19 protein-coding genes and 1 pseudogene are annotated in these 24328 nt (G+C 64.0%); 11 read left to right on the top strand and 9 right to left on the bottom strand.

Features of this window, described 5'->3' with window-relative positions; all coding sequences use genetic code 11:
• The 5 genes from HLH21_RS12310 to HLH21_RS12330 form a co-directional block, all read right to left on the bottom strand.
• On the bottom strand, positions 1-4212 hold a 4212-nt coding region (locus HLH21_RS12310), incomplete at its 3' end, for a DEAD/DEAH box helicase (protein ID WP_182944045.1).
• A 454-nt stretch (positions 4213-4666) separates the two neighbouring features.
• Positions 4667-5338 (bottom strand): DUF5384 family protein, encoded by a 672-nt coding sequence (locus HLH21_RS12315; RefSeq protein WP_182944046.1) that lies wholly within the window; start codon positions 5336-5338, stop codon positions 4667-4669.
• Entirely contained in the window at positions 5239-5757 is a 519-nt protein-coding gene (locus tag HLH21_RS12320) for a hypothetical protein (protein WP_182944047.1), read from the bottom strand. The genes HLH21_RS12315 and HLH21_RS12320 overlap by 100 nt, the downstream gene beginning before the upstream one ends.
• Before the next feature lie 274 nt (positions 5758-6031).
• Complete coding sequence (locus tag HLH21_RS12325; protein ID WP_182944048.1) at positions 6032-7534, bottom strand: S10 family peptidase; 1503 nt, start codon at positions 7532-7534, stop codon at positions 6032-6034.
• A gap of 156 nt (positions 7535-7690) precedes the next feature.
• The gene (locus HLH21_RS12330) at positions 7691-8617 is read right to left on the bottom strand and encodes a S1/P1 nuclease (protein WP_264812035.1); all 927 of its coding nucleotides are present in this window, start codon (positions 8615-8617) and stop codon (positions 7691-7693) included.
• A 113-nt stretch (positions 8618-8730) separates the two neighbouring features.
• Between HLH21_RS12330 and HLH21_RS12335 the strand changes: the two genes are divergently transcribed.
• The 3 genes from HLH21_RS12335 to HLH21_RS12345 are packed head-to-tail and all read left to right on the top strand — an operon-like array spanning position 8731 to position 10853.
• A complete protein-coding gene (locus tag HLH21_RS12335; protein ID WP_246379674.1) occupies positions 8731-9327 on the top strand; it encodes a TetR/AcrR family transcriptional regulator in 597 nt (198 codons plus the stop codon).
• Entirely contained in the window at positions 9324-10496 is a 1173-nt protein-coding gene (locus HLH21_RS12340) for a heparan-alpha-glucosaminide N-acetyltransferase domain-containing protein (RefSeq protein WP_182944049.1), read from the top strand. Before HLH21_RS12335 ends, HLH21_RS12340 begins: the two co-directional genes overlap by 4 nt.
• 18 nt (positions 10497-10514) lie before the next feature.
• The gene (locus tag HLH21_RS12345; RefSeq protein ID WP_182944050.1) at positions 10515-10853 is read left to right on the top strand and encodes a DUF2834 domain-containing protein; all 339 of its coding nucleotides are present in this window, start codon (positions 10515-10517) and stop codon (positions 10851-10853) included.
• A gap of 25 nt (positions 10854-10878) precedes the next feature.
• Here HLH21_RS12345 and HLH21_RS12350 read toward each other — a convergent pair whose 3' ends face one another.
• The gene (locus tag HLH21_RS12350; RefSeq protein WP_182944051.1) at positions 10879-11448 is read right to left on the bottom strand and encodes an HPF/RaiA family ribosome-associated protein; all 570 of its coding nucleotides are present in this window, start codon (positions 11446-11448) and stop codon (positions 10879-10881) included.
• Positions 11449-11702: 254 nt separating this feature from the next.
• On the opposite strand from HLH21_RS12350, the gene HLH21_RS12355 reads away from it, so the two are divergent.
• Positions 11703-11891, top strand: a complete 189-nt coding sequence (locus HLH21_RS12355) for a hypothetical protein (protein ID WP_182944052.1) — start codon at positions 11703-11705, stop codon at positions 11889-11891.
• Positions 11892-12094: 203 nt separating this feature from the next.
• Here the strand turns inward: HLH21_RS12355 and HLH21_RS12360 are convergent, their stop codons facing one another.
• The 3 genes from HLH21_RS12360 to HLH21_RS12370 form a co-directional block, all read right to left on the bottom strand.
• Positions 12095-12769 carry a hypothetical protein gene (locus tag HLH21_RS12360; RefSeq protein ID WP_246379676.1) on the bottom strand — a complete coding sequence of 225 codons (675 nt, stop codon included), beginning with the start codon at positions 12767-12769 and terminating at the stop codon, positions 12095-12097.
• Between the two features lie 380 nt (positions 12770-13149).
• Positions 13150-13530 carry a VOC family protein gene (locus HLH21_RS12365; RefSeq protein ID WP_182944054.1) on the bottom strand — a complete coding sequence of 127 codons (381 nt, stop codon included), beginning with the start codon at positions 13528-13530 and terminating at the stop codon, positions 13150-13152.
• A gap of 267 nt (positions 13531-13797) precedes the next feature.
• Positions 13798-14034 (bottom strand): hypothetical protein, encoded by a 237-nt coding sequence (locus HLH21_RS12370; protein WP_182944055.1) that lies wholly within the window; start codon positions 14032-14034, stop codon positions 13798-13800.
• A 362-nt stretch (positions 14035-14396) separates the two neighbouring features.
• Between HLH21_RS12370 and HLH21_RS12375 the strand changes: the two genes are divergently transcribed.
• From HLH21_RS12375 to HLH21_RS12405, 7 genes and pseudogenes are all read left to right on the top strand, one after another.
• Positions 14397-15638, top strand: coding sequence for an FAD-dependent oxidoreductase (locus HLH21_RS12375; protein WP_182944056.1), 1242 nt, complete (start codon positions 14397-14399; stop codon positions 15636-15638).
• A 5-nt stretch (positions 15639-15643) separates the two neighbouring features.
• Positions 15644-16063, top strand: a complete 420-nt coding sequence (locus tag HLH21_RS12380; protein WP_246379678.1) for a c-type cytochrome — start codon at positions 15644-15646, stop codon at positions 16061-16063.
• 430 nt (positions 16064-16493) lie between these two features.
• A complete protein-coding gene (locus HLH21_RS12385; protein WP_182944071.1) occupies positions 16494-18860 on the top strand; it encodes a TonB-dependent receptor in 2367 nt (788 codons plus the stop codon).
• A gap of 143 nt (positions 18861-19003) precedes the next feature.
• Entirely contained in the window at positions 19004-21526 is a 2523-nt protein-coding gene (locus tag HLH21_RS12390) for a phosphocholine-specific phospholipase C (protein ID WP_182944058.1), read from the top strand.
• Between the two features lie 238 nt (positions 21527-21764).
• Positions 21765-22550, top strand: a complete 786-nt coding sequence (locus tag HLH21_RS12395) for a class I SAM-dependent methyltransferase (protein ID WP_182944059.1) — start codon at positions 21765-21767, stop codon at positions 22548-22550.
• A gap of 52 nt (positions 22551-22602) precedes the next feature.
• Entirely contained in the window at positions 22603-23781 is a 1179-nt protein-coding gene (locus tag HLH21_RS12400; protein ID WP_456305463.1) for an alpha/beta hydrolase, read from the top strand.
• 147 nt (positions 23782-23928) lie between these two features.
• Positions 23929-24328, top strand: a pseudogene (locus HLH21_RS12405) (hypothetical protein); the annotation flags it as partial.

The following is a 24328-nucleotide window of genomic DNA, read 5'->3' on the forward strand; positions in this document are numbered from 1 at the left end:
TCCCGAGTCACCTTCATAAAGATACTCTGGGAAGCATTGGCCGCCGTGCAGCATATGGAGGTCAGGGATTGCTTCACTCATGAGTGCGGAAAATTGGCGTTCTTCGCCAGGGCCATGAAGACTAATCACCCGGTTTTGCGCTCGCGCATTGGGGAAAATGCGGGGCATTTGATAGACGCGCTCATTCAGGCGGTGGCTAAAATACAGCCACTGTCGCGAAAACGGGCGATAAATCGCTGGGATAAGGCAGTCCTCGAATTGCAGTGCGGCGTCTCGGACCAACTCCTGTTTGAGATTGTGGCTCCAACTGATTTTTGTCGGATCACTGTCAATAAATCCGTCAATCTTCGTTTCGCGGGCTTTTCGGTTGAGATCTGGGAAAGCGGCATCGAACCGCGCGCGCTCGTGCTCATAAAAGCCGATCATCTCCCGCATGTTTCGGGCAACCGCCTCGCGGGACGGATCCCAACACCAAGCGTCGCGCTGCGTCTTCACTCCAGCGGAATAATTCTCGAACAGAACAGGTTCTTTCCCGCCGTCCTTGCTCCCCACGGCGATGAACGCGTCAAAACTGTCGTCGCGCTGGCGAAGCCAGTCGCCATGCGCGTCCGGTATGATTTCGGTCCAGAGACCCGCATCCCGGATTCCCCGGAGGCTCCCAAACTCGGTCACGCGCGCCAGTTTCTGTTCCCGCGTGAGATAATCACCGATGTCGTGGAATAGGATCTCACCCTGTTTCGCGCTTTCCGGATTCTTGACGAGGATGGAGAGGGCGATCGGCGCGCGGCTACCAGTCCCGAAAATCTTGCCGCCCTCACGGCGCGAGGTCTCGCCCGAAGTGCGCTGGTTGCCTCGTAGATGGAAAACATGGATGGAGGAGAATTCCTCCGCCAAGCATTTCCGCAAACCGTCCGCTGTGTTGGCGTTTAGAAATCCGGCATTGGTGACGAATCCGATGACGCCGCGATCGCGGATGCGGTCGCTGGCCCAGCGGATGGCGCGGATATAGCTGTCATAAAGCGCGCGCTGGTTGGTCGCCGAAGACCCTGCGGCGTAGGTCTCGCGGATGCGCTTATCCAAACCGGGATATTCGACGTTCTGGTTGTTGTCATTGCCGCTTTCCTGCCCGACCGAATAGGGCGGGTTCCCCATGATGACGCGGATATCGAGCATCTGCTGATGGCGCACGCGAGCGTTGTTGTCCGCCAGCAGCCGGGAGGCAAGGTCGTGGTCCTCATTGAGCCGGAACGTATCGGTCAGGCAGATGCCCTCGAACGGCACATAATCGCCCTTCATCAAGTCATGATACGCGGCCTCGATATTGATGGCGGCGATGTAATAGGCGAGCAGAACAATTTCGTTGGCGTGAATCTCATGACGGTATTTATGCGCCAGTTCGTCTTTCGTGATGAGGCCGCTCTGGAGCAGGCGCGTGATGAAGGTTCCGGTGCCCGTGAACGGGTCGAGGATATGCACGCCGGGACTGCCGAGCGTCTGGCCGAATTCGTCCTCCAGCACGTCATTGACCGAGCGGATGATGAAATCGACCACCTCCACGGGCGTATAGACGATGCCGAGCCGCTCGGTCATTTTCGGGAAGGCGGAGCGGAAGAAGCGGTCGTAGAGCTCCACCATGATCTTCTGGCGGCCATAGGCGGTGTCGATCCCCTCGGCCCGCTCGCGGACGCTGCGATAGAAGGCGTCCAGCGTGTCGGTCTCCTTGCCGAGACTGTGCTCGTCCAACACGTCCAGCACGCGGCTGAGTGCTTTGGAGATCGGGTTGTCGGCGGCGAAGCTGTGGCCTGCGAACAGCGCCTCGAAGACCGGGCGGGTGATGAGATGCTGGGCCAGCATCTCGATGATCTCGCCGTCCGTGACGCTGTCGTTCAGATCGGCGCGCAATTCGGCGGCGAAACGGGAGAACGCCTCGCGGGATTTCGTGTTTTCGGGGTTGTCGAGGATGGTTTCGATGCGGGCGATATGGGTGCCCGCGATCTTGGCTATGTCGTTCGCCCAGTCTTCCCAGTGATGGCGGTTGCCGACCTTTTTAACGATACGGGCATAGATCGCACGTTCGATCTCGCCGATCTGGAGCTGAAGCTCCTCCTGGCCGTCGTCGCCGTCCGGCCGCCGTGCCATGCCGATCCCGTACGTCTTGCGGGCACGGGAGGCGAGACCGGTCGACGAGGCGAGCGTCCGTTGCGTGATCTTGTGCGTGATCGCGATGACTTCCATGCGCGACGTATCGGGCCGCTCCTGAAGGTCCATTTTGTTGACCATCGCGTCGAAGCGGTCGTCATGCGAGCGCAGGGCCTGAAGCACCTCCCAGACGACGCGGTAGGTCTGGTTGTCGTCCAGCGCCTCGTGCGGTTCCTTTCCGGCGGGGATGACGACTGGCAGTACGACATAGCCGCGCGTCTTGCCGGGGGCCGCGCGCATCACGCGACCGACTGACTGCACGACATCCACCTGAGAATTGCGCGGAGTCAGGAAGAGGACCGCGTCGAGGGCGGGCACGTCCACGCCTTCGGATAGGCAGCGAACATTGGAGAGGATGCGGCAGATCTGCTCGGGAGCCTCTTCCTTGAGCCAGGCGAGCTTTGCTTCCTTCTCGGAGGCGTTCATGCCGCCATCCACATGCTCGGCCTCGCAGGTGAGGCGGGCTTGGGGCTCGATATCCTCCTGTTTCTGGTATTCCTCCACGACCTGCTGGAACATCTCGGCGATGCGGATGGAGCTGACCTTGTGCTTCTTGCCGCGATACTCGGGCGCAATGACCTGACAGAAGGCGACGGCGCGCTTCATCGGAGCGGGGTCGTTCACGCCATCCTGCGAGAGTCCGATCTTGGCCAGCGCCTTCCAGCAGCCGACAATCTTCGCCGCATCGTCGACTTTCAGCCCGTTGCCTGAATCATCGAGCAGCTTCTGGAGTGTCGCGCTGATGGCCTTTTCCTCAACCGCGAGGACGATGACCTTGTAATCGACGAGCAGCTTGCGCCGCACGGCTTCGGAGAAAGTGATAACGTGAAGATCGTGGCCATAGATCGCTTCGTCATTCATGGAGCAGACGAGTGCGCCTTCCTTTCCGGCCTTCTCTTTCGCCACGTCGCCATAGATGCGCGGCGTGGCAGTCATGTAGAGGCGGCGGCGGGCGTGGAGATAATCCTGATCGTGAACGCGGACGAATGCGCTGCCGTCGCCATCACCGGGGAACGTCACGCCGGTCGTCCGGTGCGCTTCGTCGCAGATTACGAGATCAAAGTCTGGCATCCCGTATGCGTCTTGCGCGCGGGCGATGACGTCGATCGAGTGATAGGTGGAAAAGACGACGCTCATGTGGCTGTCGTCGTGCCGTTTGCCGAACTCCTCCGCCAGCCGCGCGGCGCTGGTCGTCGCCGGGTAGCGCAGCTCGTGCGTCTTGATCTTGATCTCGTCGTCATCGGCGCTTTTCTTGCCGACGTCGCTGTCCGAGCAGACGGCGAAACTGTGCAGCGGAATCCGGCTCTCCTGCGTCCATTCCGTCAGGGTCTGGGACAGCAGTGACAGGCTGGGGACGAGGAACAACACGCGCCCGCCGCGTCCGGCCTGTGCTTCGGCGATCTTCAGGCTGGTGAAGGTCTTGCCGGTGCCGCAGGCCATGATGAGCTTCCCGCGTTCCTGCGTTTCGAACCCGCGCAGGACGCGCTTGATGGCGGTTTCCTGATGCGGGTGCGGCGTCTTGCGCGGCCGCAGCGCGGGAGGCATCTTCGGCTGATAGCGCGTCCAGTCGATCAGGCTACTTTCGAGATCGAGCAGCTCGATCTTGCTGACCGGCGGATTCTGGTTGCCGAGCGAGGCTTTGGCGTTTTCGGTCCAGTGATTCGTGCTGGCGACGAAGATGCGGTGCGTGAAGTGTTTCTTGCCCGAGGCCGTGAAGAAGCTGTCGATGTCCTTCTTGGCGATACGGTGATCGGCGGCGTAGAGCTTGCACTGGATGGCGTGAAACTCGCCCGTGCCGCGTGTCCGTGCGACGAGGTCGATCCCGGTATCCTTGCCGCTCAGGCCTTGGTCGGCGGCCCAGTCGCCATAGGTCCACACGCCGTCATAGAGGTCGGCGTAGCTGGGTTCGGTCCGCAGATAGCAGACGGTCAGCTCCTCGAAATAGGTGCCCTTTTCGCGCTCGGTGGCGGCGGCATTACGGAACGTGTCGAGGAGGGCGGAAAGAGAGGACATCAGGCAACCGGATCAGCGCGTTACAAGGTGGTCCCATCCTGCTCTTTGGAAGGGGCAGAGGCAAGCAATTGACAAGCACACTGCTTGATCCACGGCACTGGGTCTGCGGACTTGCCGCGTACCATCAGCACGCACTGAATACGATGGAACGTTACAAAGTCAGGTAATGTGGCGCAGGTTCCAGAGGCGAAGCGATTACGAATTTGGGAAATCCGATGTCTGCTGCCAAGAACCGCAAGCGATGGTTGATCGGCCGGTGTGAGGGCAAAGCCGCCTATGAGACTGTCGAACCGCAAGTCCGCTTTCCCGGCGTCCACTCCCAAAAGCCGACCATCCGCTCTCGCCCAAATCACGACGCGTCGCCGGCGGCTGCAGGGCGGTAGCACGCCGCGTAAACACAAACCAACGCTGGCCGGCGCGGTGGCAAGCCAAGCCTGCCGCGCCGGCCGACCTGTCAGTGGAACCAGCCCGATTCCTTTTTTACGGCTGCGTCGCCCTGTTTCTCCATCAGCGTCTTTTCGCCGGAGGAGACATTCGTCAGGGCTTCTCCCTTCTTCTCCAGAAGGGTCTTTTCGCCTGAGGTCACATTCCGCAGGGCGTCGGCCTGGGACTTGGTGACGTCGGCGTTCGCGTCCTGCTGGTGCAGTTCGCGGTCGATGAAGTCGTTTTCGCGCGCGACGCGGGCTTTCTCGGCCTGGAGCTGGAGCCGCCGCTCCTCGATGTTCATTTCGCGTTCCTGATCCTCGTAGGCCTGGTCGCGATGCTTGTCGTTCATGGCTTCGGCTTCGCGCCGCTGCTGCGCGGCCGCGGCCGCGCGCGCGGACGCCTGCGCGGCCGCGGCGCGCTGGGCCTGTGCCCGGCTGATTGCTGCCTGCTGCGCTTCCCATGCGGCACGGGCCGCCGCCTCGTTCTGCTGCTGCGCCGAATCGACCGCATTGATCTGGTCCTGGAGGGACTGACCATATGCCGCGCTTGTTAGGCCCGACATGAAAATTGCAGCAAACAACCTTTTCATATTTCTCGCTTTCAGCTTTTGACGGGCGGCGGGCAGGTGGCGTTCGGCTGGACGCGGGTCACGGTGGGCGATGTCATGACCATGACCGCCTTGCCGGGGTGATATTCGCATGCGCGCCCGACCTGGGCGGAATTGAAGGTATGTCCGGCCTGTTCGTAGGTCAGGGACACACCGTCGACCAGCACCTTGTCGGCGACCAGCGATCCGCCGGCGACGCCCGCGCCCGCACCGCCAAGCCCGGCGAGCGTTCCGCCCGCAGCAGGGTTTCCGCTGAAGCCCGCGCCGAGGCCGGCCCCCAGGGCGGCGCCGAGCAGGCCGCCGACGATCTGGGCGTTCTTGCGGTTGCGCGAATTATCGACCTGCACCCGGGCAGGGAGAACCGCCAGAATATTGATGACCTGCGCTTCCTGCCGGGCGTTGACCTGGTCCGCCGTATAAGTATCGGCGCGGTTTTCCTCGCCGGGCGTGGCGCAGGCGCTCAGTACAGTCGCGAGAGCAAGTGTGGGAACAATCAGTAGACGAGACGACATTTCCATATTGTTTACATCGCATATCACATTGGCAACCCAATTGTTGCCACATTCTAATATATTGCGAGGTGAAACGACGGTGAATATGCGAATCTTGTATCAATAATACGTCTATTTATTAAAATAACAAATAAAACGACTGGGAGTCTTCCCCAGCATTCACGACAGGCGCTCCCCGTCGGAAAGTAGTCGCGAGCACCGAACATGATCGGGGTCCAGGGCCTCAGGCCCTGGTGGGTTCGGGCAACGCCCGACCTGTCCTGCCTGCAAGGGATTACTTCACGCGCGGGGCCGGGGCGGCGGTATAGAAACCGTTGATGTCGCGCGACAGGGCGGCGCGGCTTTCGGGGCGGGTGTAGAGCATGTGGCCGCCGGCATACAGATGCAGGCCGATCCGCTCGGCGCCGACGGGGATGTGGTCGCGCGTCCAGCGGGTGGTGCCGAAGGGGCAGGCCATGTCGAAATAGCCGTTGGCGATGAAGACATGCAGCCCCGGATCCAGCGCCAGCAGCTTGCGGAGCAGCGCCACCTGGTCGGTCATGGGCGATCCCTTGTCGCCCCAGCCCCAGGCGCCGTTGACCTCCATGCTCAGCAGGTCGTACGTCAGTTCGGTGCGAAAGCCCAGTTCGTTCGCCGCGTAGCCGGCGAAGGCGTTGCCGTAGGCGCGGCCGAAGCCCGCCAGGGTCATTTCCGGACTGTCGTTGTTGTCGATGCCCTCGGGGTAGGGATCGGCGATGGATTGCGTGAAATCGTACAGCCCGTACAGCCGCCCGTCGCGGCTGCGTACGTCGTGGGACATCGGGTCCAGCGCGCCGCGCTGCCGGGCGACGACGGCTTCGGGCAGGCCGGTGCGCCGGGCGACCTCGGCATAGAATTTCCCTGCGTCCGCGCCCTGCGGCGGCGCGTTGGCCAGCGTCGCCAGGTAGGGGCCGAAGGCGTAGCGATAGGCGTCATCCACGGCCGCCGGCGTCAACTGGTGCGTCGCGTCCAGATGGGCGGCGATGAAGCTGGGCAGGGTCATGGCCGAGGCCATCGGGTTGTTGGCGCTGTCCAGGAACTGCATCTGGATGGCCGGCGAGATCATGACGATGCCGTTGACGATCAGGTTCTGCTGTTGCTGCAACTGCCATGCGACCTGGATCGCGCGGATGCCGCCATAGCTTTCGCCGACCAGATAGTGCGGCGACGCCTGCCGCCCGTTCTGGCCCACCCACAGTTCGATGGCCTTGGCAAAGGCCGCGCCGTCCCGGGTCACGCCGTAATAGGCGGCGGCCGCCTTGTGCGGGTCGATCGGGCGGCTGTAGCCGGTGCCGACCGCGTCGATGAACACCATGTCGGTGGCCGGAAGCCAACTGTCGGGATTGTCCGCCAGGCGGGCCGCCGCGCCGTCGGCGGGCTGGTCCGCGGGAAATTGCAGGACGCGTGGCCCCGCCGCGCCCAGATTGAGGTAGGCCGTGCCCGCGCCCGGCCCGCCGTTGAAGAAGAACGACACCGGCCGGCCCTGTGCTGCGGCGTCGTCCTGCGTGTAGGCGACGTAGAAGACCTTGGCCCCCGGCTTGCCGTCGTCGTCGCGCAGGCTCAGCGTGCCGGCATGGGCGGTGTAGGCGATGGTGCGGCCGCCGCTGGTGAAGCGATGCCGGGTGATGGAATCGGCGGGCAGCAGGCCGGCCTGGCCGTCCTCGGCTTTGGATGCCTCGGCGGGCTTGTCGGCGGCGGAGGCCGGGGTCGCAAGGCAGGCCGAGGCCAGCAGCAGGGCGGCAAGGCTGGTCCGAAGCATGCGCGATACCTTTCGTGCGGTGGGGGACAGGGAAGGTCGGGCGCTGCCCGAACCCGGCAAGGGCCAAGGCCCTTGCATCCCGTTCGTTTTAAAAGTCCTGGGTTTCCAAAGGGCTCGGCCCTTTGGTGGGTCAAGGGCAACGCCCTTGCCTTCGGCTCAGCGCGGCTGGACCAGCGTCGCGGCAGGCAGCGGCAGGGCCACGTTCAGCACGTCCGCCAGCCGGACGCCCGCCTGTTCCAGACGGACCTGGATCACCGGCCACGCCGCCTTGTCGTAGGCATCGCCCAGCGCGTCGCCCGTCTTCGGCAGGTCGGCGTACGTCACGTTGCGCGCCAGGGCGTGGCTTTCGTTCGCCCAGGCGGTGACGGTGGCGTCCAGCGCGCCGGGCAGGCCCTGCGGCGACCAGGCCGCCGCCTGTCCGGGGGTGATCGCGGCGTTCAGCACCTCGGCCTCGTGCCGGGCGCGGGCCAGGTCGATGGAATAATGCGGCCCGGTCGTCAGGCCGGTTTCATGCTCCAGTATCCCTTCGTCCCACAGGGAATGGAGGTTGAGATGCCCGTTCCGCGTGTCGCCGTAATAGCTGACCTTGACCATGTTGCCGCCCTTGTCGTGGTCGCGTTCGGCGGCGTGCAGCGGCTGGTGGATGTCGCCCACCAGATGCACCACCCATTTCAGGGCGGCCAGGCGTTTCGCGCGCGGGGCGTGCGTGTCGCCCAGCACGCGGGCCAGTTCGGGCAGGCGCTCGACCACGCAGTTGCGGTCCGGGCAGTCGGCGGCGGCGTACGCCGGGGTATCGACGTCGATATCGACGTAATGCCAGGGCAGCGTTTCCGGCGCGCCGCCCTTGTCGTGCGGGATATGGCCGATGGTGTCGGGCCACGACGCCACCTGGTCCAGCGTCTGGTGCCCTTCCAGGGCCAGCAGGTCGGCGACCTGCCGGGCGGCGGCCGGGGTCAGGCGGGCCTCGGCGATGTCGGCGACGATCGCATGCCCGTTGCCCCCCCAGGCCAGGGCGGGCTGCGCCGCCCCCGCGCCCAGGCCCGCCGCCAGCGCCATGCCGCCCAGCACCCTGCGTACATCCATTCCCGCTCTCCTTCGTTGCAGGATCAATTATTCGTCTCATGGCGGAATGTGCAATCCCGGCAGGGCGGCTGGACGGCGCGGCCGGGTCGGTTTATTTATGAACCGATCGGTTCATGAATGGAGGCATCGCGATGGCCCGGCCCGCCGACCCCGACCTGCGGCCCCGGCTGCTGGAAAAAATCATCGCCTATGTCCGCGAAAACGGGGTGGCGGCGTTTTCGCTGCGGCCGCTGGCGGCGGCGATCGGGACCAGCCACCGGACGATCCTGTATCATTTCGGATCGCGCGAGCAGTTGCTGTGCACCGTGTTCGACACGATGCGCGAGGCCGGGGCGCGCGAGATCGAGGCCCGCCTGCCCACGCATGGCGACCCGCGCGCGATCTATCGGGCGCTGTGGCGGCATCTGGCCAGCCCGGAGATGCGCCCGACGCTGCGGCTGTTTTACGAGATGTACGCCATCGCCACGCGCGACCCGCGGCGGTTCGGCGATTACGCGCGGCGCACCGCGCACTTCTGGCTGGAGACCATCAGCCTGCGCTTTCGCAACGCCGGCGCGTCGCCCGAGCGGGCGCGGCTGCTGGGCGGGATGACCATCGCGCTGCTGCGCGGCGCGACGCTGGAACTGGCCGCGACCGACGAGGCCGAGCGCCTGACCGGCGTGGTCGATGCGTTTTTCGACCTGCTGCCGCCGGCGGGCGAGGGGGCATGAGCCGGCCAGACCGCATCGAAAGCATCGACGCCGCACGCGGGGCGATCATGCTGGTCATGGCGACGGATCATGTGAACGCGCTGGTGGTGCGCCGCCATTCGGTCGAATTCTGGGCCGGGGCGTGGACGCGGTACGGCGCCGGCGCGGCCGACCTGCTGCAACTTGGGTTCCGGCTGCTGTCCGACCTGTGCGCGCCGGGCTTCTTCTTCTGGATGGGCGCGGGGGTCGCGCTGCTGGCCGGCCGCCGGGCGGACTGGCCCGGCCGGCGGCTGGCGGGGCATGTGGCGCTGCGCGGGCTGGTCCTGGTGCTGCTGAGCTGGGTCGTCGAGGTGCCGGCGTGGGTGGTGGGCATCCATGGCGACCGGACGGGCGCGCATCCCGGCGGCTGGCCCGGCGCGGGGCCGGCGATCGGCCTGCCGGTCACGGTGCTGACCACGCTGGGGATCTGCACGATGGTGCTGGCGCCGATGCAGCCCCTGGCGCGGCCCCTGGTGCGGCGACGCGCGGCGATGGTGCTGCCGGCGATGCTGGTGCTGGCGGGGCTGTGCGTGCTGTCGCCGTCGCTGTTCCTGCCCGATGACGCGGGCCAGCCGGTGGGGATGCCGGCGCGGCTGGCGCTGGTGGCGGGGCAGACGGGCGGGCTGTATGTCGAATATCCGGTGCTGCCCTGGCTGGGGGTGGCCCTGCTGGGGCACATGTTCGGCCAGTGCCTGGCCGGGTGGCGGGCGGCGACGCTGCGGGCGGTGGCGTGGATCGGCGTCGCCTGCCTGCTGGCGGCCATCCTGCTGCGCTGGCATGGCACGTTCGGCAACCTGCGCCCGCCGCGCGACGGGTCGTGGCGGGAATTCTTCAATCTGGTGAAATACCCGCCCGCGCCGGTGTTCGTGCTGGCGATGCTGGGGGGCAACCTGTGCCTGTTCCGCGCCCTGTCGCATCCGGGGTGGCTCGGGCGGTTCTGCGCCGGGTTCGGGCGGGCGCCGCTGCCGTTCTACCTGGCGCATCTGTGGCTGTTCGCCGTGATCGGCGCCGTGTTTTTCCCGATGGGCACGCAGTACGGCGTGGGGGTGCTGGTCTGGCTGGCCGGGCTGTGGCCGCTGCGGCGGCTGTGCCTGGGCTTCGCCCGGATGCGGCGGAACAGGCCGGCGTCGTCGTGGGTGCATCTGTTCTGAAAGGGCGAGGGGGCATCAATGAAAATACGGCATCTGTACCTGGGCCTGTGCGTGCCGGGGGTGATCGTGCCCTATGCGTTCTTCCTGCCCTGGCTGCTGGACCACGGGCTGGGCGGCGGGCGGTTCCTGCGCGACCTGGCGGCGAACCGCATCAGCCTGTTCTGTGCGGCGGATGTGGTGGTGTCCGCGATCGTGCTGTTCCGCTTCGCGGGGGTGGAGCGCAGGGAAGGGCGGCTGGCGCGGGTGTGGCCGGTCTATGCGGCGACCCTGCTGGTGGGGGTGTCGTTCGGCCTGCCGCTGATGCTGTATCTGCGGCAGGCGCGGATGGAGGGCGCGCACCCCGAGCGCGAAGGTTAGAGCGAAGCCGTCCGCGCATGGGGCGTCACTGGGCGGGATGAGGCGTGTCGAGCAGATAGACCATGCCGGCGCGCAGGCCGTCGGAATCCCCGGCGGGGGCCAGGCGGACCTTGCTGCCCACCCGCAGGCGGTCGAAGGCGTCGCCCGCGACGCTGGCGCGGTCGAAGGTGACGTCCTGCCCGTCGTCGGTCGCGATGACGCCGCTGCCCGCCGCCGCGTCCAGCAGGGTGATCCGCCCGCGCGACAGCGGCGACGGGCGGGACGCGGCCCGGTCGCCGCGGGTGCGGACATGGTCTTCGAGCCGGCGGATGGCGGCGTCGAAGGCGTCGCGCACCGCGACGTACGGATCGGCATGGGCCGGGTCGCGCGGGTTGTCGTGCGAGACCGCGATGGTGCCGCCCGGGGCGAAGATTTCGATGGTGGCCGAATACAGGTAGCCCCGGTGCTGATGGCGGTGCAGGGCGGCGATGGTGACGTGGCATCCCACGATGTCGTCCTCGAACCGGTCGAGGCGCGCGGCGCGGGCGCGGATGCGGGCTTCCAGCGCAGGGGAGGGCTCCAGGCCCTTGAAGGTGATTTGCAGGGGAACGATCATGGGCCTTGTCCTCGTGGTTCGAGGCGCGCCCCGAGGGGCGATAGGGGCAGTTCCGTTCCATGGAAACGTGAGGGCGGGCGTGCGGTTCCGATGGAGTTGGCGGCCAGGGCCGGGATGGCATGACGCGGGAGTATGCCCAGCCTGACAAAAAAGCTTCTTACCGCAAGGTGGCTCCATGCGTTACACTATGACACGGATCAAACCGCACGCACGGCGCGTGGGTGTGTTGGACGATCCGGAACCGGAGACAGACGATGCCGGCACAGACCATCAAGAGGGACGGCCCGTCCGACGCGCCGCCCCGGGCTGTCGTCTCCGTCCCGGCCGAGCCGACGCCCGCCGTGTCGGCCGCCGAGGCCGAACGTCGGGACCCCGCCACCCGCACCCCCGCCCAGATTCACGCCGCCCATCGCGCGCGCCTGCGCCGCGTCCGCCGGCGCTGAGGGTTTGGCTCCTAAGGCGCTCTGAGAGGCCTGCGTGCGATGGAGCGGAACAGCCGTCGAATCTGAGCGACAGATGTCCATGCTTCTGACGCGGAAAGAGGCGCCTCGACATCGCGGGTGAGGCGTCTGCGTCGTCGCGGGGCTCCATCAATTGGCTTCCTCGGCCGGGAACGAGCCCCGTTCCCGGCGCTCATCACCCTCTTTCAGGCAATGCCAGAGTTATTTTTATTGCCAGAGTTGTCTTGATTATCCGAAATCTGGAACAATTGGTCGATCAGGTTCCTTTCATCGGTCCGCTTCGCGGAAACCGGATCAAAGGCGGACGTGGTCGAAGCGACGATGCTGCCCGATCCGTCGCCTCCAGACGGCGACTCGGTGGCCCCTTTGCTTCCGGAGGGCGTGAACGAACTGGAAAAGGTTGCGAATTCGATTGTTCCATCGGGCTTTTCGGCCCATGCGACCGGGCCCTGTGAACCGCTCGACTGCGGGATGAATTGCGCGAGCAAGCTCGCGGTCTCCGTGTCCGATTCTCCATCGGCCGATTGTCCCGCAGCCGTATAAAGAGCGGACAGGGACATCGTGGAGACGTCGACCTGCTGCCGATAATTGCCCGATATGGCGTCTGGTCCGTACCCCGTGTCCTCTCCGTCGACCATTTCGTTGGCGGCGCCGACCCATCCGCCGCCCACAGCCACCATCACGGCGGGTCCGTAGCGGTCATATTCCTTTGTCGAGGTGGAAAGACTGACCGACAGCGTTGATCCGTCCCCGGAGGTTTTCGTCACAGTCGTATCCGAGGCCGTTTCCGCCGTCGGTTTCGATGTGTTGCTAATCAGATAACCTATCTCCTGGCTCAAGGCCCAGGCATTGTAGGTCATTTCCCCCGATGCCGTTATTGGCATTCCCTTGGTTTTTCCTCCCTATCTAACAAGGTAGCCCGATTTCTCTACTTATCGTGCAAAAAGCGCTCCAGGAATGTCAGGAAATGGTAGCCGACACGGGGCGATTACACGGCTGATGCATAAATAAAGCTCGTTTTTGTGTTTATAAGGCTATTGCATGCATTGCGGGCCGTAAAGCGCTCTGGAGAAGTTTGCGGGCGATGGAGCGGAGCAGGCGTCGAATATGGGCGACCGATGTTCATCGGGTCGATTGTCGTAAACCAGATGAACCACAAATGACGGAAATCACTCAATATCATTTTCCGGCAGCCTCTCTGGCGCGGGGGCGGCCCGGCGGGATCCGTTTCGGGCGGCGGTCAGGGGATGTCGCCGGAGGTGCGGCAGACGGCCTCGATATTGTGACCGTCGGGGTCGAGGATGTAGGCGGCGTAATAATCGGGCCCGTAGGCGGGGCGCAGGCCGGGCGGGCCGTGGTCGCGGGCGCCTGCCGCCAGCGCGGACAGATGGAAATCCTGCACCATCGCCTGGCTGTCGGCCGTGAAGGCGACATGGGTGCGGCCCACCGGGGCGTCGTGCAAGACCAGCCAGAAGAACGGCGCGTCGCCTTCCAGCCCATAGCCGGCATAGGATGTCTCGTCGCCCGCGGTGCAGGCCAGGCCCAGCGTCGCCAGGACCCGGTCGTAGAAGGCGCGGGCGCGTGGGATGTGCGTCACCGCGATCGAGACATGGTCGATCATGACCGGCCCCCGTGTCGTCCGGCCAGGCCGTCATCCGGCCTGGGTCGGCGCAATATATCGGCGCGATGATGGCATGGCGGCGCGGCGGACGGCGATCACGCCTGTGCGACGGCGAGGGTTCGTGATCGCGCCGTTCAGAGCCTGTTTGAAAATGTGGGCTGGCGCGCGAGAGCGGAACGCAGTGAAGCGCCCGGCGTGTGTTTTCGAGCACCGAGGCGCAGGAAACGCGCGTCGGATCGCCGCCGGCGCGTATTTTCAAACAGGTTCTCAGCGCTGGCGCAGGGTCCGGGCCAGTTGGTCGGCGCGGCGGTCGGCGGCGCGGGCGTTGATGACCGCGAAGGCGTGGGCGACGCCGATGGCCCACAGCAGCACGCCCGGCACCACCATGAAGAACAGGCCGACCAGCGAGGCGAACCAGACCAGCCCGTTCAGCACTGCCTGGAACGGACGACCCGCCAGCAGCAGCCCCAGGGGCGAACAGAACAGGCTGATGAAATAGAGCATGGGGCAGGACCTCTTGGAATCGGGGGGGGCATGCCTCAGGGTGCTGCCCTGAAACCCGCCAAAGGCCATCGGCCTTTGGAAACCAATCTGTTGATCCGGGGCCGGGGGTCAAGGGGCCGAGGCCTGCCGGCGGATCGTAATGTTGCGGAAGGATAACGTCGGCGTCGGGGATCGAAAAAAAATCCCGTGCCGTAAATCGAGTTTGATATTCGGCCCGACAGGACGCCCCGTCGCGCCCGTTCCGAAAATATCACCGCTGAAAGCGGGAAGGCCGATACTGTGGGGCGGCGTTCTCTCTTTACAGCGGTTCCGGTGGTGTCTATCTGGCCTGATCGAAGACACGGGAGCCGGTGCGGGACGCCATGAGACGCAGGCAAATATTCGCGGGCGGGATTGCGCTTGGCGCACTGGGGGCTCCGGCGGTGCGCGCTCTGGTCGGTCCGGCCGGCGCGGTCACGGGGGTGGCCGGGGTTTCGGATACGGGCCCCGGTTCCCGTCTGGCGCCGTTCCGGCCGCGGGCGGACCAGATCACGGCGATCAAGGTCTGCCTGCGTCCCTTCCGGGCCGCCGGACCGCGCCTGGATGTGGAACATGTCGCCGGCAAGACCGTCATTCACAATTACGGCCATGGCGGCTCGGGCTGGTCCTTGTCCTGGGGGTCGGCGAACATTGCCGTGGGCAAGGCGGCGGCGATGCCGGACCGGCGGATTGCGGTGATCGGCTGCGGCATCATCGGGCTGACCTCGGCGCTGACGGCCCTGCGCGCGGGTTTCGACGTGACGATCTATGCGCGCGACCTGTTGCCGCACACGCGGTCGGTCCGCGCGAACGGAAGCTGGACGCCGGATTCGCGTATTGCGCTGACCGCGCAGGCCGGCCCGGCCTTCGCCGACCTGTGGGAGCAGATGGCGCGCTATTCCTGGGCGACCTATCGCGATTATCTCGGCCTGCCCGGCAATCCGATCGAATTCGTGGACTCTTATGTCATGGCCGACGCGCCGCCCGAACAGGAGCAGGGGCCGGACCTCGCGAAGCCGACCTATACCACCACCGGCAGGCCGCAGCAGAGTGCCGAGTTCGCGCAATATGGCGCGCGTATTCGCGACATCATTCCCGCCGAAACCGCGCTGGCCGACGGGACCAATCCCTTCGGCGTGGCCTGGGCCCGCCATGCGCCGCTGATGATCTATAATTTCGGCGCTTACGGGCATCTGCTGCTCGAAGAATTCCATCAGGCCGGCGGGCGCATGGTGGTCCGCGAATTCCATACGCCGGCCGACCTGGGCGCGCTGCCGGAGAAAACCGTCATCAATTGTCCGGGCTATGCGGCGCGGGACTGGTGGAACGACGACAGCGTGATCCCGGTGCGCGGCCAGACGGCGTGGCTGCCGCCCGATCCGACGCTGCATTATGGACTCGACTACCGGGGGGCTGCGATGATCGCGAAGTCGGACGGCGTCATGATCCAGGGCTACGACCTGGACCGGCTTGGCGAAATGGCCGGCGTGGGCAACAGTTTCGAGCATCCGGACCGTGCGGAGGCGGAACGTGCCGTCGGCGTGTTCGCCGATCTGTTCTCCCGGTCCCAGGCATGGCGAGGCTGACCCGAATGACCCGTCTGCTTGCCGCATGCCTGCTGCTTGCCGCCTCGGCCGCGCCCGCCATGGCGCGTCCTGCCGCCGCGCGTCCGTCCTATACGGCGGAGCAGGCCGACCGGGGGGCGGCGCTGTACCAGGGCGCCTGCGCCATGTGCCACGGCGCCAGCCTGGGCGGCGCCTTCGACGTGCCGCCGCTGACCGGGCGCTTCGTCATGAACTGGGCCGGGGCGCCGCTGTCCGATCTTTTTGGCTACATCCGGCGGGCCATGCCGCAGATGGCGCCGGGCACGCTGTCCGCCGACGACACGGCGTCGCTGGTCGCCTTCCTGCTGCGGCAGAACGGAACGGCGCCCGGCGGGACGCTGCTTGCCGCCCGCCCGCAGGCGCTGACACGGGTGGTCTTTCCCTTTGCGGGCAGCGGGGCGCATTAAGCGCGGGTTGCGCCCGAACCCGGCACGGGGCCTCGGCCCCTGCATCCCATCCGATCCCATCCGTTCTCGATCAGTCCGCGATGAAAACGGACCAGGCGCCGATCGCCACAGCTTAGTCGTTTTGGTATCGGAATAATTTACCGGGACGTCTCATGGGGCGCATGAAAATAGTCTTTAAGTTCCTTGTGAACCATGCATGGCGTTTGGCATGAAATTTTCCGGTTTCGTCAATCGTCTGGGCTCACAGTGAAAAATTTCCGCCATGTCCAGGGGTGGCGTGTAGTGGAATTCAACCTCTAATTCTGTCTACCCGCAACATACGAATATTTACGGAAAGTTAAATGAAGTTTTTTTGACATAGTATAAATGATTAAAGAATTCGATTAGATGGCCGCGCATTGCGCGTCATTTTTGGAACGTCACCGTGAAAATAAAAGAAGTTTTACTGCTGAGTGCCGTCTGTCTGTTCGCGTACGACACTATGGCAATAGCTAAAGAAAAATCCAACAATAAGCAGGTTGGAGCAAAAAAGGCTGCTCCAGCCGCATCGAAACGTCAGAGAAACAAGACGAAATCCCTCGACGAAGAGATCGCCGTAACCGCCCACCGGAACGAGGCGGGCGGGGGAATGATGGTGCGGCATTCGGTTCCCAAAACGGTCAGCTCGGTCGCCAGCGATTTTATCGCCATGCAGTCGCCGACCTCCACGATCGAATCGCTGATACAAACGCTTCCTGGTGTCGTGTCCGCGAGCGAAGGCCCGTTGACGACATCCTTCTCCACCCTGCATATCCGCGGCATGGCGCAGGCGGAAATCGGCGTCACGCTGGAAGGCATGCCGGCCGCCAATCCGTTTACATACAGCACCTATACCCCATCACTCGTCGATAGCGAGAATATAGGGCAAATCAACGTCCTGCAGGGGTCGGTTGATATCAATTCGCCGACCTACAATGCCACCGGCGCCGAAATTTCGACCTCGATACGCCGGCCGTCCGAAAAACAGAGGATATACGCCTCGGCGTCCGGCGGGTCATATGGGACCAACAAGGACTTTATCCGGTACGATACCGGAGAAATCGGGCATTCGGGCGTCCATGCCTTTGTTTCCGGATCCTATTCCCGTAGCGATATGTGGAGAGGGGTCGGCGATATAAGAAGATGGCATGTGGACGCGGCGCTGACGAAGAACTGGTCGCGGGGCAATGAGTCGGAAGTGATCTTCGGCTTTACGCAGGCCGCCCAGGCCGAATGGCTGTATCCCTCACTGGCGAACTGGAAAACGTATGGCATCAACTACGGCCTGAACAACCAGTACTATGCCGGAGATACGCACTATGTCGGCCTGAACGGCAAAAACACCGGGGCGGTCTATGGTGCACTGAAAAATCATTTCAGCTTTGGTCATGGCTTGAGCCTTGATGCCGAAGCCTATTCCGTTGAATTCCATGGTCCTTATTATTACGGAGAAAGCGTTCCCGTTAAGAATGGCTATGTCGGTGCGGAGAAATACAAATATCTGGACGACTACCAGAATCTTCCGGGATATAATCCCGCGAGCAGCAAATTGACCGCTGTCGAAGTTTCGGACTGGTATACGTTATCATCCGGCCTGACGCTTGTTGGTCATTGGAAGCATAAGTTCAATACGTTGAACTTCTCTTATTGGTATTCTTACGCGCAGGAAGCGGCCAGCCAGAAATTCTATCCTGTCAATGGCGCGGGAAACTGGAATTCCAGCACGCCCCTGACGGCGAACGGGGGGATACTCATAAACGAAGATAATGAAAACGCCGTGCAGCAGCTGAACAGTTTTGCTGTCGACGACAAAATGTCATTTCTGCATGACCGTCTGACAATTGACGGCGGCATCAGAATGGCGATGGTGAACCGTCAGTATACCCAGGACCTGACGAACGTCTCGGCGAGCAAGTCCATTCACAATGTATTCGTCCCTTCGCCCCAGGTCCTTATCAGCTATCGTTTCAATCCGAATCACCAGATCTACGTCAACGGGACGACCGGTTATCATCTTCCGGCCGGGTTGAGTTCACAGCTCGCCTCGTACAGCTATTCGACCGGCAAGGCCACGTCATTGCCCATGTCGGACTACAAGCCGGAATATATGATAACTGAGGAAGTCGGCTATCGCTACAGTGGCCTTTTGATGGCTAACCTGGCGGGCTTCCATTACAACGTGACGAACCACCAAATCTCTGCCGAAAGCTACGAGCCCGGATCGACGTCGACGATATCGCAGTTGATAAATGCGGGCGGGCTGGAAGCTTATGGCATTCAGACCGAGATTGCCACGCATCCCTGGCACCATGTGAGCTTCTATGCATCCGGCCAGTATATGCATACCAAAAATGGTAACAATATTGCCTATGAAGGCGATTATATGGCAACAAAGGGAAAGCAGGAGGTCGGCGCGCCGAAATTCTCCGGTTCACTTGGCCTGACCTACAACGATGGCACATGGTTCGGGAATTTCACCCTGCAATACACCGGATCCCAATACTCGACTCTCATGAACGATCAAAGCATTCCAAGCTACTTCACGGCCAATGTCGCTGTCGGCCGCACCCTGCCGAAGATTGGACGAATTGCCCCGAAGATCAGGCTGAATCTTGTCAATATGGGTGACGAGCATTACCTATCCTCGATGTATGGATATACGACCAACGCCACGACCCAAAGGGGCGTTGTCAGCGGAAAGGCCTTCTCGGGTTCCCAGCCGACCTATGTCATCGGGTCCCCGTTTGTGGTCATGGGCACTCTTTCCGCCGATTTCTGACGGAAACCAGAGGAGGGGGAGGGTTCCGGAACCCTCTCCGTCCACCGTGGCATTGCGTTGTTGCGCGTTAAAGCCGAATACTTGCCATGCAAGCATGGTTCCATCAGGCTTTTCAGCCTAACACATCCTTTCGCGAGCGGACGATGACGACACGTAGAGATTTCCTGAAATATGCCCTTTTGTCCGGCGCCGTCGGTTCGGCATCGAAGCTACCCGCCTCCATCGGTCGGGCGTTCGCGATCGCGCCCAAGGTGGGTTCCACCTGGCTGGATGCCGAACATGTCGTGATCCTGATGCAGGAAAATCGCTCGTTCGATCATGTGTTCGGTACTCTTCAAGGCGTGCGCGGATTTAACGATCCGCGCACGATTCGGTTGCCCAACGGCAATCCGGTTTTTGCCCAGAGCAGCCAGTCCGGCGAGACCTATCTGCCCTGGCGGCTGAATATCCGCGACACGCGCGTGACATGGATGGGGTCGATTCCGCACTCCCGCGACAGCCAGGTCGATGCCTGGAACAACGGCGGGCATGACAGGTGGATCGACGCCAAGACGTCGCATCACAAGGATTACGCCCGCTATCCGCTGACCATGGGCCATTACACGCGCGATGACCTGCCCTTTTACTACGCGCTGGCCGACGCCTTTACCGTTTGCGACCAGAACTACTGCGGTGCGATGACCAGCACGACGCCCAACCGTCTGCTGTTCTGGTCCGGCACCGTGCGCGACCGGCAGGATCGGGCGTCCAACGTCTACATGCGGAATGGCGAGATCCTCGAAGGCGGCATGAGCTGGACCACCTTTCCCGAGCGTCTGGAGCAGGCCGGCGTTTCGTGGAAATTCTATCAGAACGAACTTTCGCAAACCGGCGGCATGAGCGGGCCGGAACGTGCATGGCTGTCCAATTTCGGCTGTAATGTCCTTGAGTGTTTCGATCAGTATTGCGTCACGGCCAATCCCGGTTTCGGCGCGTGGCTCGAAGAGCGGATCAGCGATTGCCAGGGCCATATCGACCGTCTGAATCGCCAGGAAATGCTCGTCTCCGAGACGCATGCCGAACAACTTGCCGAAGCGCGCGACCTGCTGGCCGTCCTGACGCGACGCCGTGCGGCGGCCGGGCATTCGGCGGAAAAACTCACGCCGCAGGAACGCGCGTTGTTCGAGAAGGCGTTCGTCATCAATAGCGGCGACGAGAATTATCGCAAGCTCGAGAAACTGACGTTTCATGATGGCGAAAAGACCGTTCACATGGACGCGCCCGGGGGCGACGTCCTTTATCAGTTTCGTCAGGACGTGAAGACGGGCAAGCTGCCGACGGTGTCATGGCTGGCCGCACCCGAGCATTTCTCGGACCATCCGACGTCGCCGTGGTATGGCGCGTGGTATGTTTCGGAGATCATGGACATCCTGACCGAAAATCCCGAGGTCTGGAAAAAGACGATCTTCATCATGACCTATGATGAAAATGACGGTTATTTCGACCATTGCTGTTCCTACGCGGCGCCCGACCCCGAGCGGCCGGAAACCGGGTATTCGTCGCACAGCATCCCGGCGGACGGGCTGGAATACACGACCGCGCAGGATGAAATAAATCGCGGGGTGCCCGAGCGCCTGGCCCGCAGCGGGCCGATCGGGCTGGGGTTTCGCGTGCCGATGGTCATAGCCTCCCCGTGGAGCCGTGGGGGGTGGGTCAATTCCCAACTGTTCGAGCATACGTCCACGCTGCGTTTTCTTGAGGCTTTCGTTCAGGGCAAGTTCGGCAAGAGCATTACCGAAAGCAACATCTCGCCCTGGCGTCGCGCCATCAGCGGGGACCTGACATCCTGCTTCCGTCCTTACGATGGCAGCATTCCTGCTCTGCCTTTCCTGGAGCGCGACGCCTATCTGCGGACCGTCGAGGATGCGCGCGACCGGCCGCTGCCGGGAGGTTTCCGTGCGCTGGACGCAACGGAGGTTGCAGCCTTGCGCGACAATCCGGGGAAAGTGCGCGAGACGATCGGGCAGGAGGCCGGTACCCGTCCCGCCTGTGCCCTGCCCTATGAACCCTATTGCGACGGCGGCGTGTCGGCGGATGGAGAGCAGGCTGTCATTCGTCTGAGCGCCGGCAAGGGGCGGTTCGGCGCACGGGCGGCGGGCCTGCCGTTCAATATCTATCGTCATGGTGTGGAATCCGATGGCGGCATGCAGGCCGGCACCTATGTCGTGGCGGCGGGCGACACGCTGGAAACCTCTTTCGCCGCCTCAGGCTTTTCCAATGGCCTGTATGACGTGGCCGTTCATGCGCCTAACGGTTTCTACCGTCGTTACAAAGGCGTGCAGGGCGGCCTGCGCCTGCAGGCGGCTTGCACCTATCTGCGCGGTCCGGGAAAGGACCTGGTCGTGCGGGTAACGAACCACGGATCGAAGCCTGCGGATGTGGCATGTACGTTGGCGGGGCACGACGTAACGCAGGTCATGCGTGTGGCGCCCGGCCGTACAGTCGAAACGTCGTTCAATCTGGCGCGGAGCATGATGTGGTACGATGTCTCGCTCACCAGTCCGGACGAAGAGGGGCTGCTTTACCAGTTCGCCGGACGGATCGAGACCGGGCGGGCCGGGCGTACCGACCCGGCCATGGGGGCAGGGGTCCAGGCACCCGGGCCGCAGACCCGTAAAACGGCTTGAGATCACACGGCGGCGCGGTCAGGGGCCGGCGGCCCTGGACCGCGATCGTGGACGCGCGGCCTTGGCGCATCAAGTAATGACCCGATGGGGCGGGCTGGGCCGGGCAGTACAGTTATAGTTCAGGATATTATATTTTTGTTCATGATTTTGGGGCTGGCTGGTCCCGGCTCTGCCCTGTCTTTCCGAAACGGCAATTCCTGTTAGGCTGCGGGTCACGTCGCGCATGGAGGTGGGTCGCATGGCCGCTCGTAGATCTTTCGTCATTTTTGCTGTTGTCGCGGCGCTTGGCGCCGGGGTGGTGCCGGCTTCCGCGCAGTCGGCCTTGTCCCTGTCGCGGCGCGGCACGAGCGTGGGCATCGCCGCGGCGCTGGGCAACCGCGACCGGCCCGAGGCCGACCGTGCGGCGGACGCCAACCGCAAGCCTGCCGGCCTGCTGGCCTTCGCCGGCCTCCGGCGCGGGATGAATGTCGCGGACATCATGCCCGGCAAGGGTTATTTCACGCGGATCTTCAGCAATGTCGTCGGTGCGGACGGCCATGTGTGGGCCGTCGTCCCGGCCGAACGCGTGGCGAAGAAGCCGGACGCGGCGGATGCGGTCAAGGCGATCGCCGCCGATGCCGCCTTTGGCAATGTCACGGCGCTGGTCCAGCCGCTGGATGCGATCAGCATTCCCAAACCGCTCGATCTGGCCTGGACATCGCAGAATTATCACGACGTCTATTACGGTGGCGGGGCCGATGCGGCGCTGGCGCTGGACAAGGCGGTGTTCGCGGCGCTGCGCCGGGGCGGCATTTTCATGGTGGTGGACCATGTGGCCAATCCGGGCATGAGCCCGGACGACGTCCGCAAGCTGCATCGTATCGACCCGGCCCTCATCCGCCGGCAGGTCGAGGCCGCCGGGTTTCATTTCGAGGGCGAGAGCAGGCTGCTGGCCAATCCGCAGGACACGCACAGCCTTACCGTCTTCGACCCGTCGATTCGCGGCCATACCGACCAGGCCGTGCTGAAGTTCCGCAAGCCCTGATCCTTTCTTCCCGACCGACGGAGCGTCCCTGATGAACCGACTGCCTGCCCTGATGATCGGCGCGCTGATGCCCGCCCTGGCCGCATGCCAGCAGGCGGCGTCTCCTGCCCCGGCCCCCATCGTGCACCCTGTCGCGGCGGCCGGCAGCCTGACCGCGCAGGCCCCGCTTGCGGCGGCCGACAGCGTGCCGGGCGCGGGGAAGGCCCTGACGATCGGCTATCTCTCGACCGATGGCGTGACCGGATCGGGCCTTGTGCCGGTCACGGGCGAGGTGATCTATCCCGCCGGCCCCGCGCCGGCGGGCGGGTGGCCGATCGTGGCGTGGGCGCATGGCACGGTGGGCATTGCCGATATCTGCGCGCCGTCGCGCAATCCGCATTCGGCGCGCGACAAGGCCTATCTGGCCGAATGGCTGCATCGGGGCTTTGCGATCGTCGCCACCGACTACCAGGGGCTGGGCAGCGATGGCACCCACCCCTATCTGAACGCGCGGGCCGAGGCCTACAGCGTGCTCGACGGCATCCGCGCCGCGCTGTCCGGACTGCCCGACCTGCGGAACCGGATCATGATCGTCGGCCAGTCGCAGGGGGCGGGCGCCGCCTTCGCGGCCACCGCCTACGCGCCGGAGTATGCGCCCGCGCTGGATATTCGCGGCACGGTGGCCACCGGCATTCCCTACATGACCCCGCAGATCGCGAAGGCCCTGACGGACGGCGCGCGCGGGGCGGGGAAGAAGGCGCCCAAGGACGACCCCGTGGTGGCCTATGCCCTGCTGATGGGCGCTGCGAAAGCCGGCCTGGACCCGTCCTTCGATGCGTCGGCGGCCTTCACCCCCAGGGCGATGAAGGCGTTCCATGCGGCGTCCTCGGTCTGTTTTCCCGACCTGTTCGACAGGGTCAAGGCGGACCGTCTGACACAGGCCAATGCCTTCGCGCCGGGGGTGGGAACGGCCCTGGCGCCGAGTTTCCGCGCCATGGCGTTCCCGACATTGAAGCTGAAGACGCCGCTTTTCGTCGGCACGGGCGCAAAGGACCGGGACGTTGCGCCGGACGGGCAGCTTCTGCTGGTGAAGGATGCCTGTCGGGCCGGAACGATCGTCCAGGCGCATCTCTACAAGGGGCTGGACCATTCCGAGACGGTGATGGCGTCCGTTCCGGATTCGGCGGCCTTCACCAGGGCCGTGATGGCGGGGGAGCCAGTCCAGCCGTCCTGCGCGCCCGTCGGGGAATAGACGGATGGGCGGGTTTCAGGGCGCTGCCCGAACCCGGCAAGGGCCTCGGCCCCATAGACGTGAAAGTAACGCTTCTTCCTTCGCTGTGGGCGAAGGAGGTCGGGCGTTGCCCGAACCCACCAGGGCCTGAGGCCCTGGACCCCGATCATGGATAACGGATTGGTTTCCAAAGGCCTGTGGCCTTTGGCGGGTTTCAGAGCAGCGCCCCAGAGCCTGATCGCGGCGCAATATGTTGTCCTGGCGACCTCGCTGCCGAAGGAAGACTGTCCGGCCGACGAGGTCCTGGCGGTCTATCGCCTCCGCTGGCAGATCAAACTGGCGCACAGGCCCGTCAGGTGTCAGAGCCTGTTTGAAAATGCGCGCTGGCGGCGATCCGACGCGCGTTTCCTGCGCTTCGATGCTCACGGCCGACAAGGCCGCTCCGTTTCGGTGTTCGAAAACACACGCCGGGCGCTTCACTGCGTTCCGCTCTCGCTCGCCAGCCCACATTTTCAAACAGGCTTGTCTTATGCATTCCGTGTCGCTGCGTGCGACAAAGGACTGATTT

Origin of the sequence: Gluconacetobacter johannae, from assembly GCF_014174305.1 — a bacterium.
Classification (GTDB): Bacteria; Pseudomonadota; Alphaproteobacteria; order Acetobacterales; family Acetobacteraceae; genus Gluconacetobacter; species Gluconacetobacter johannae.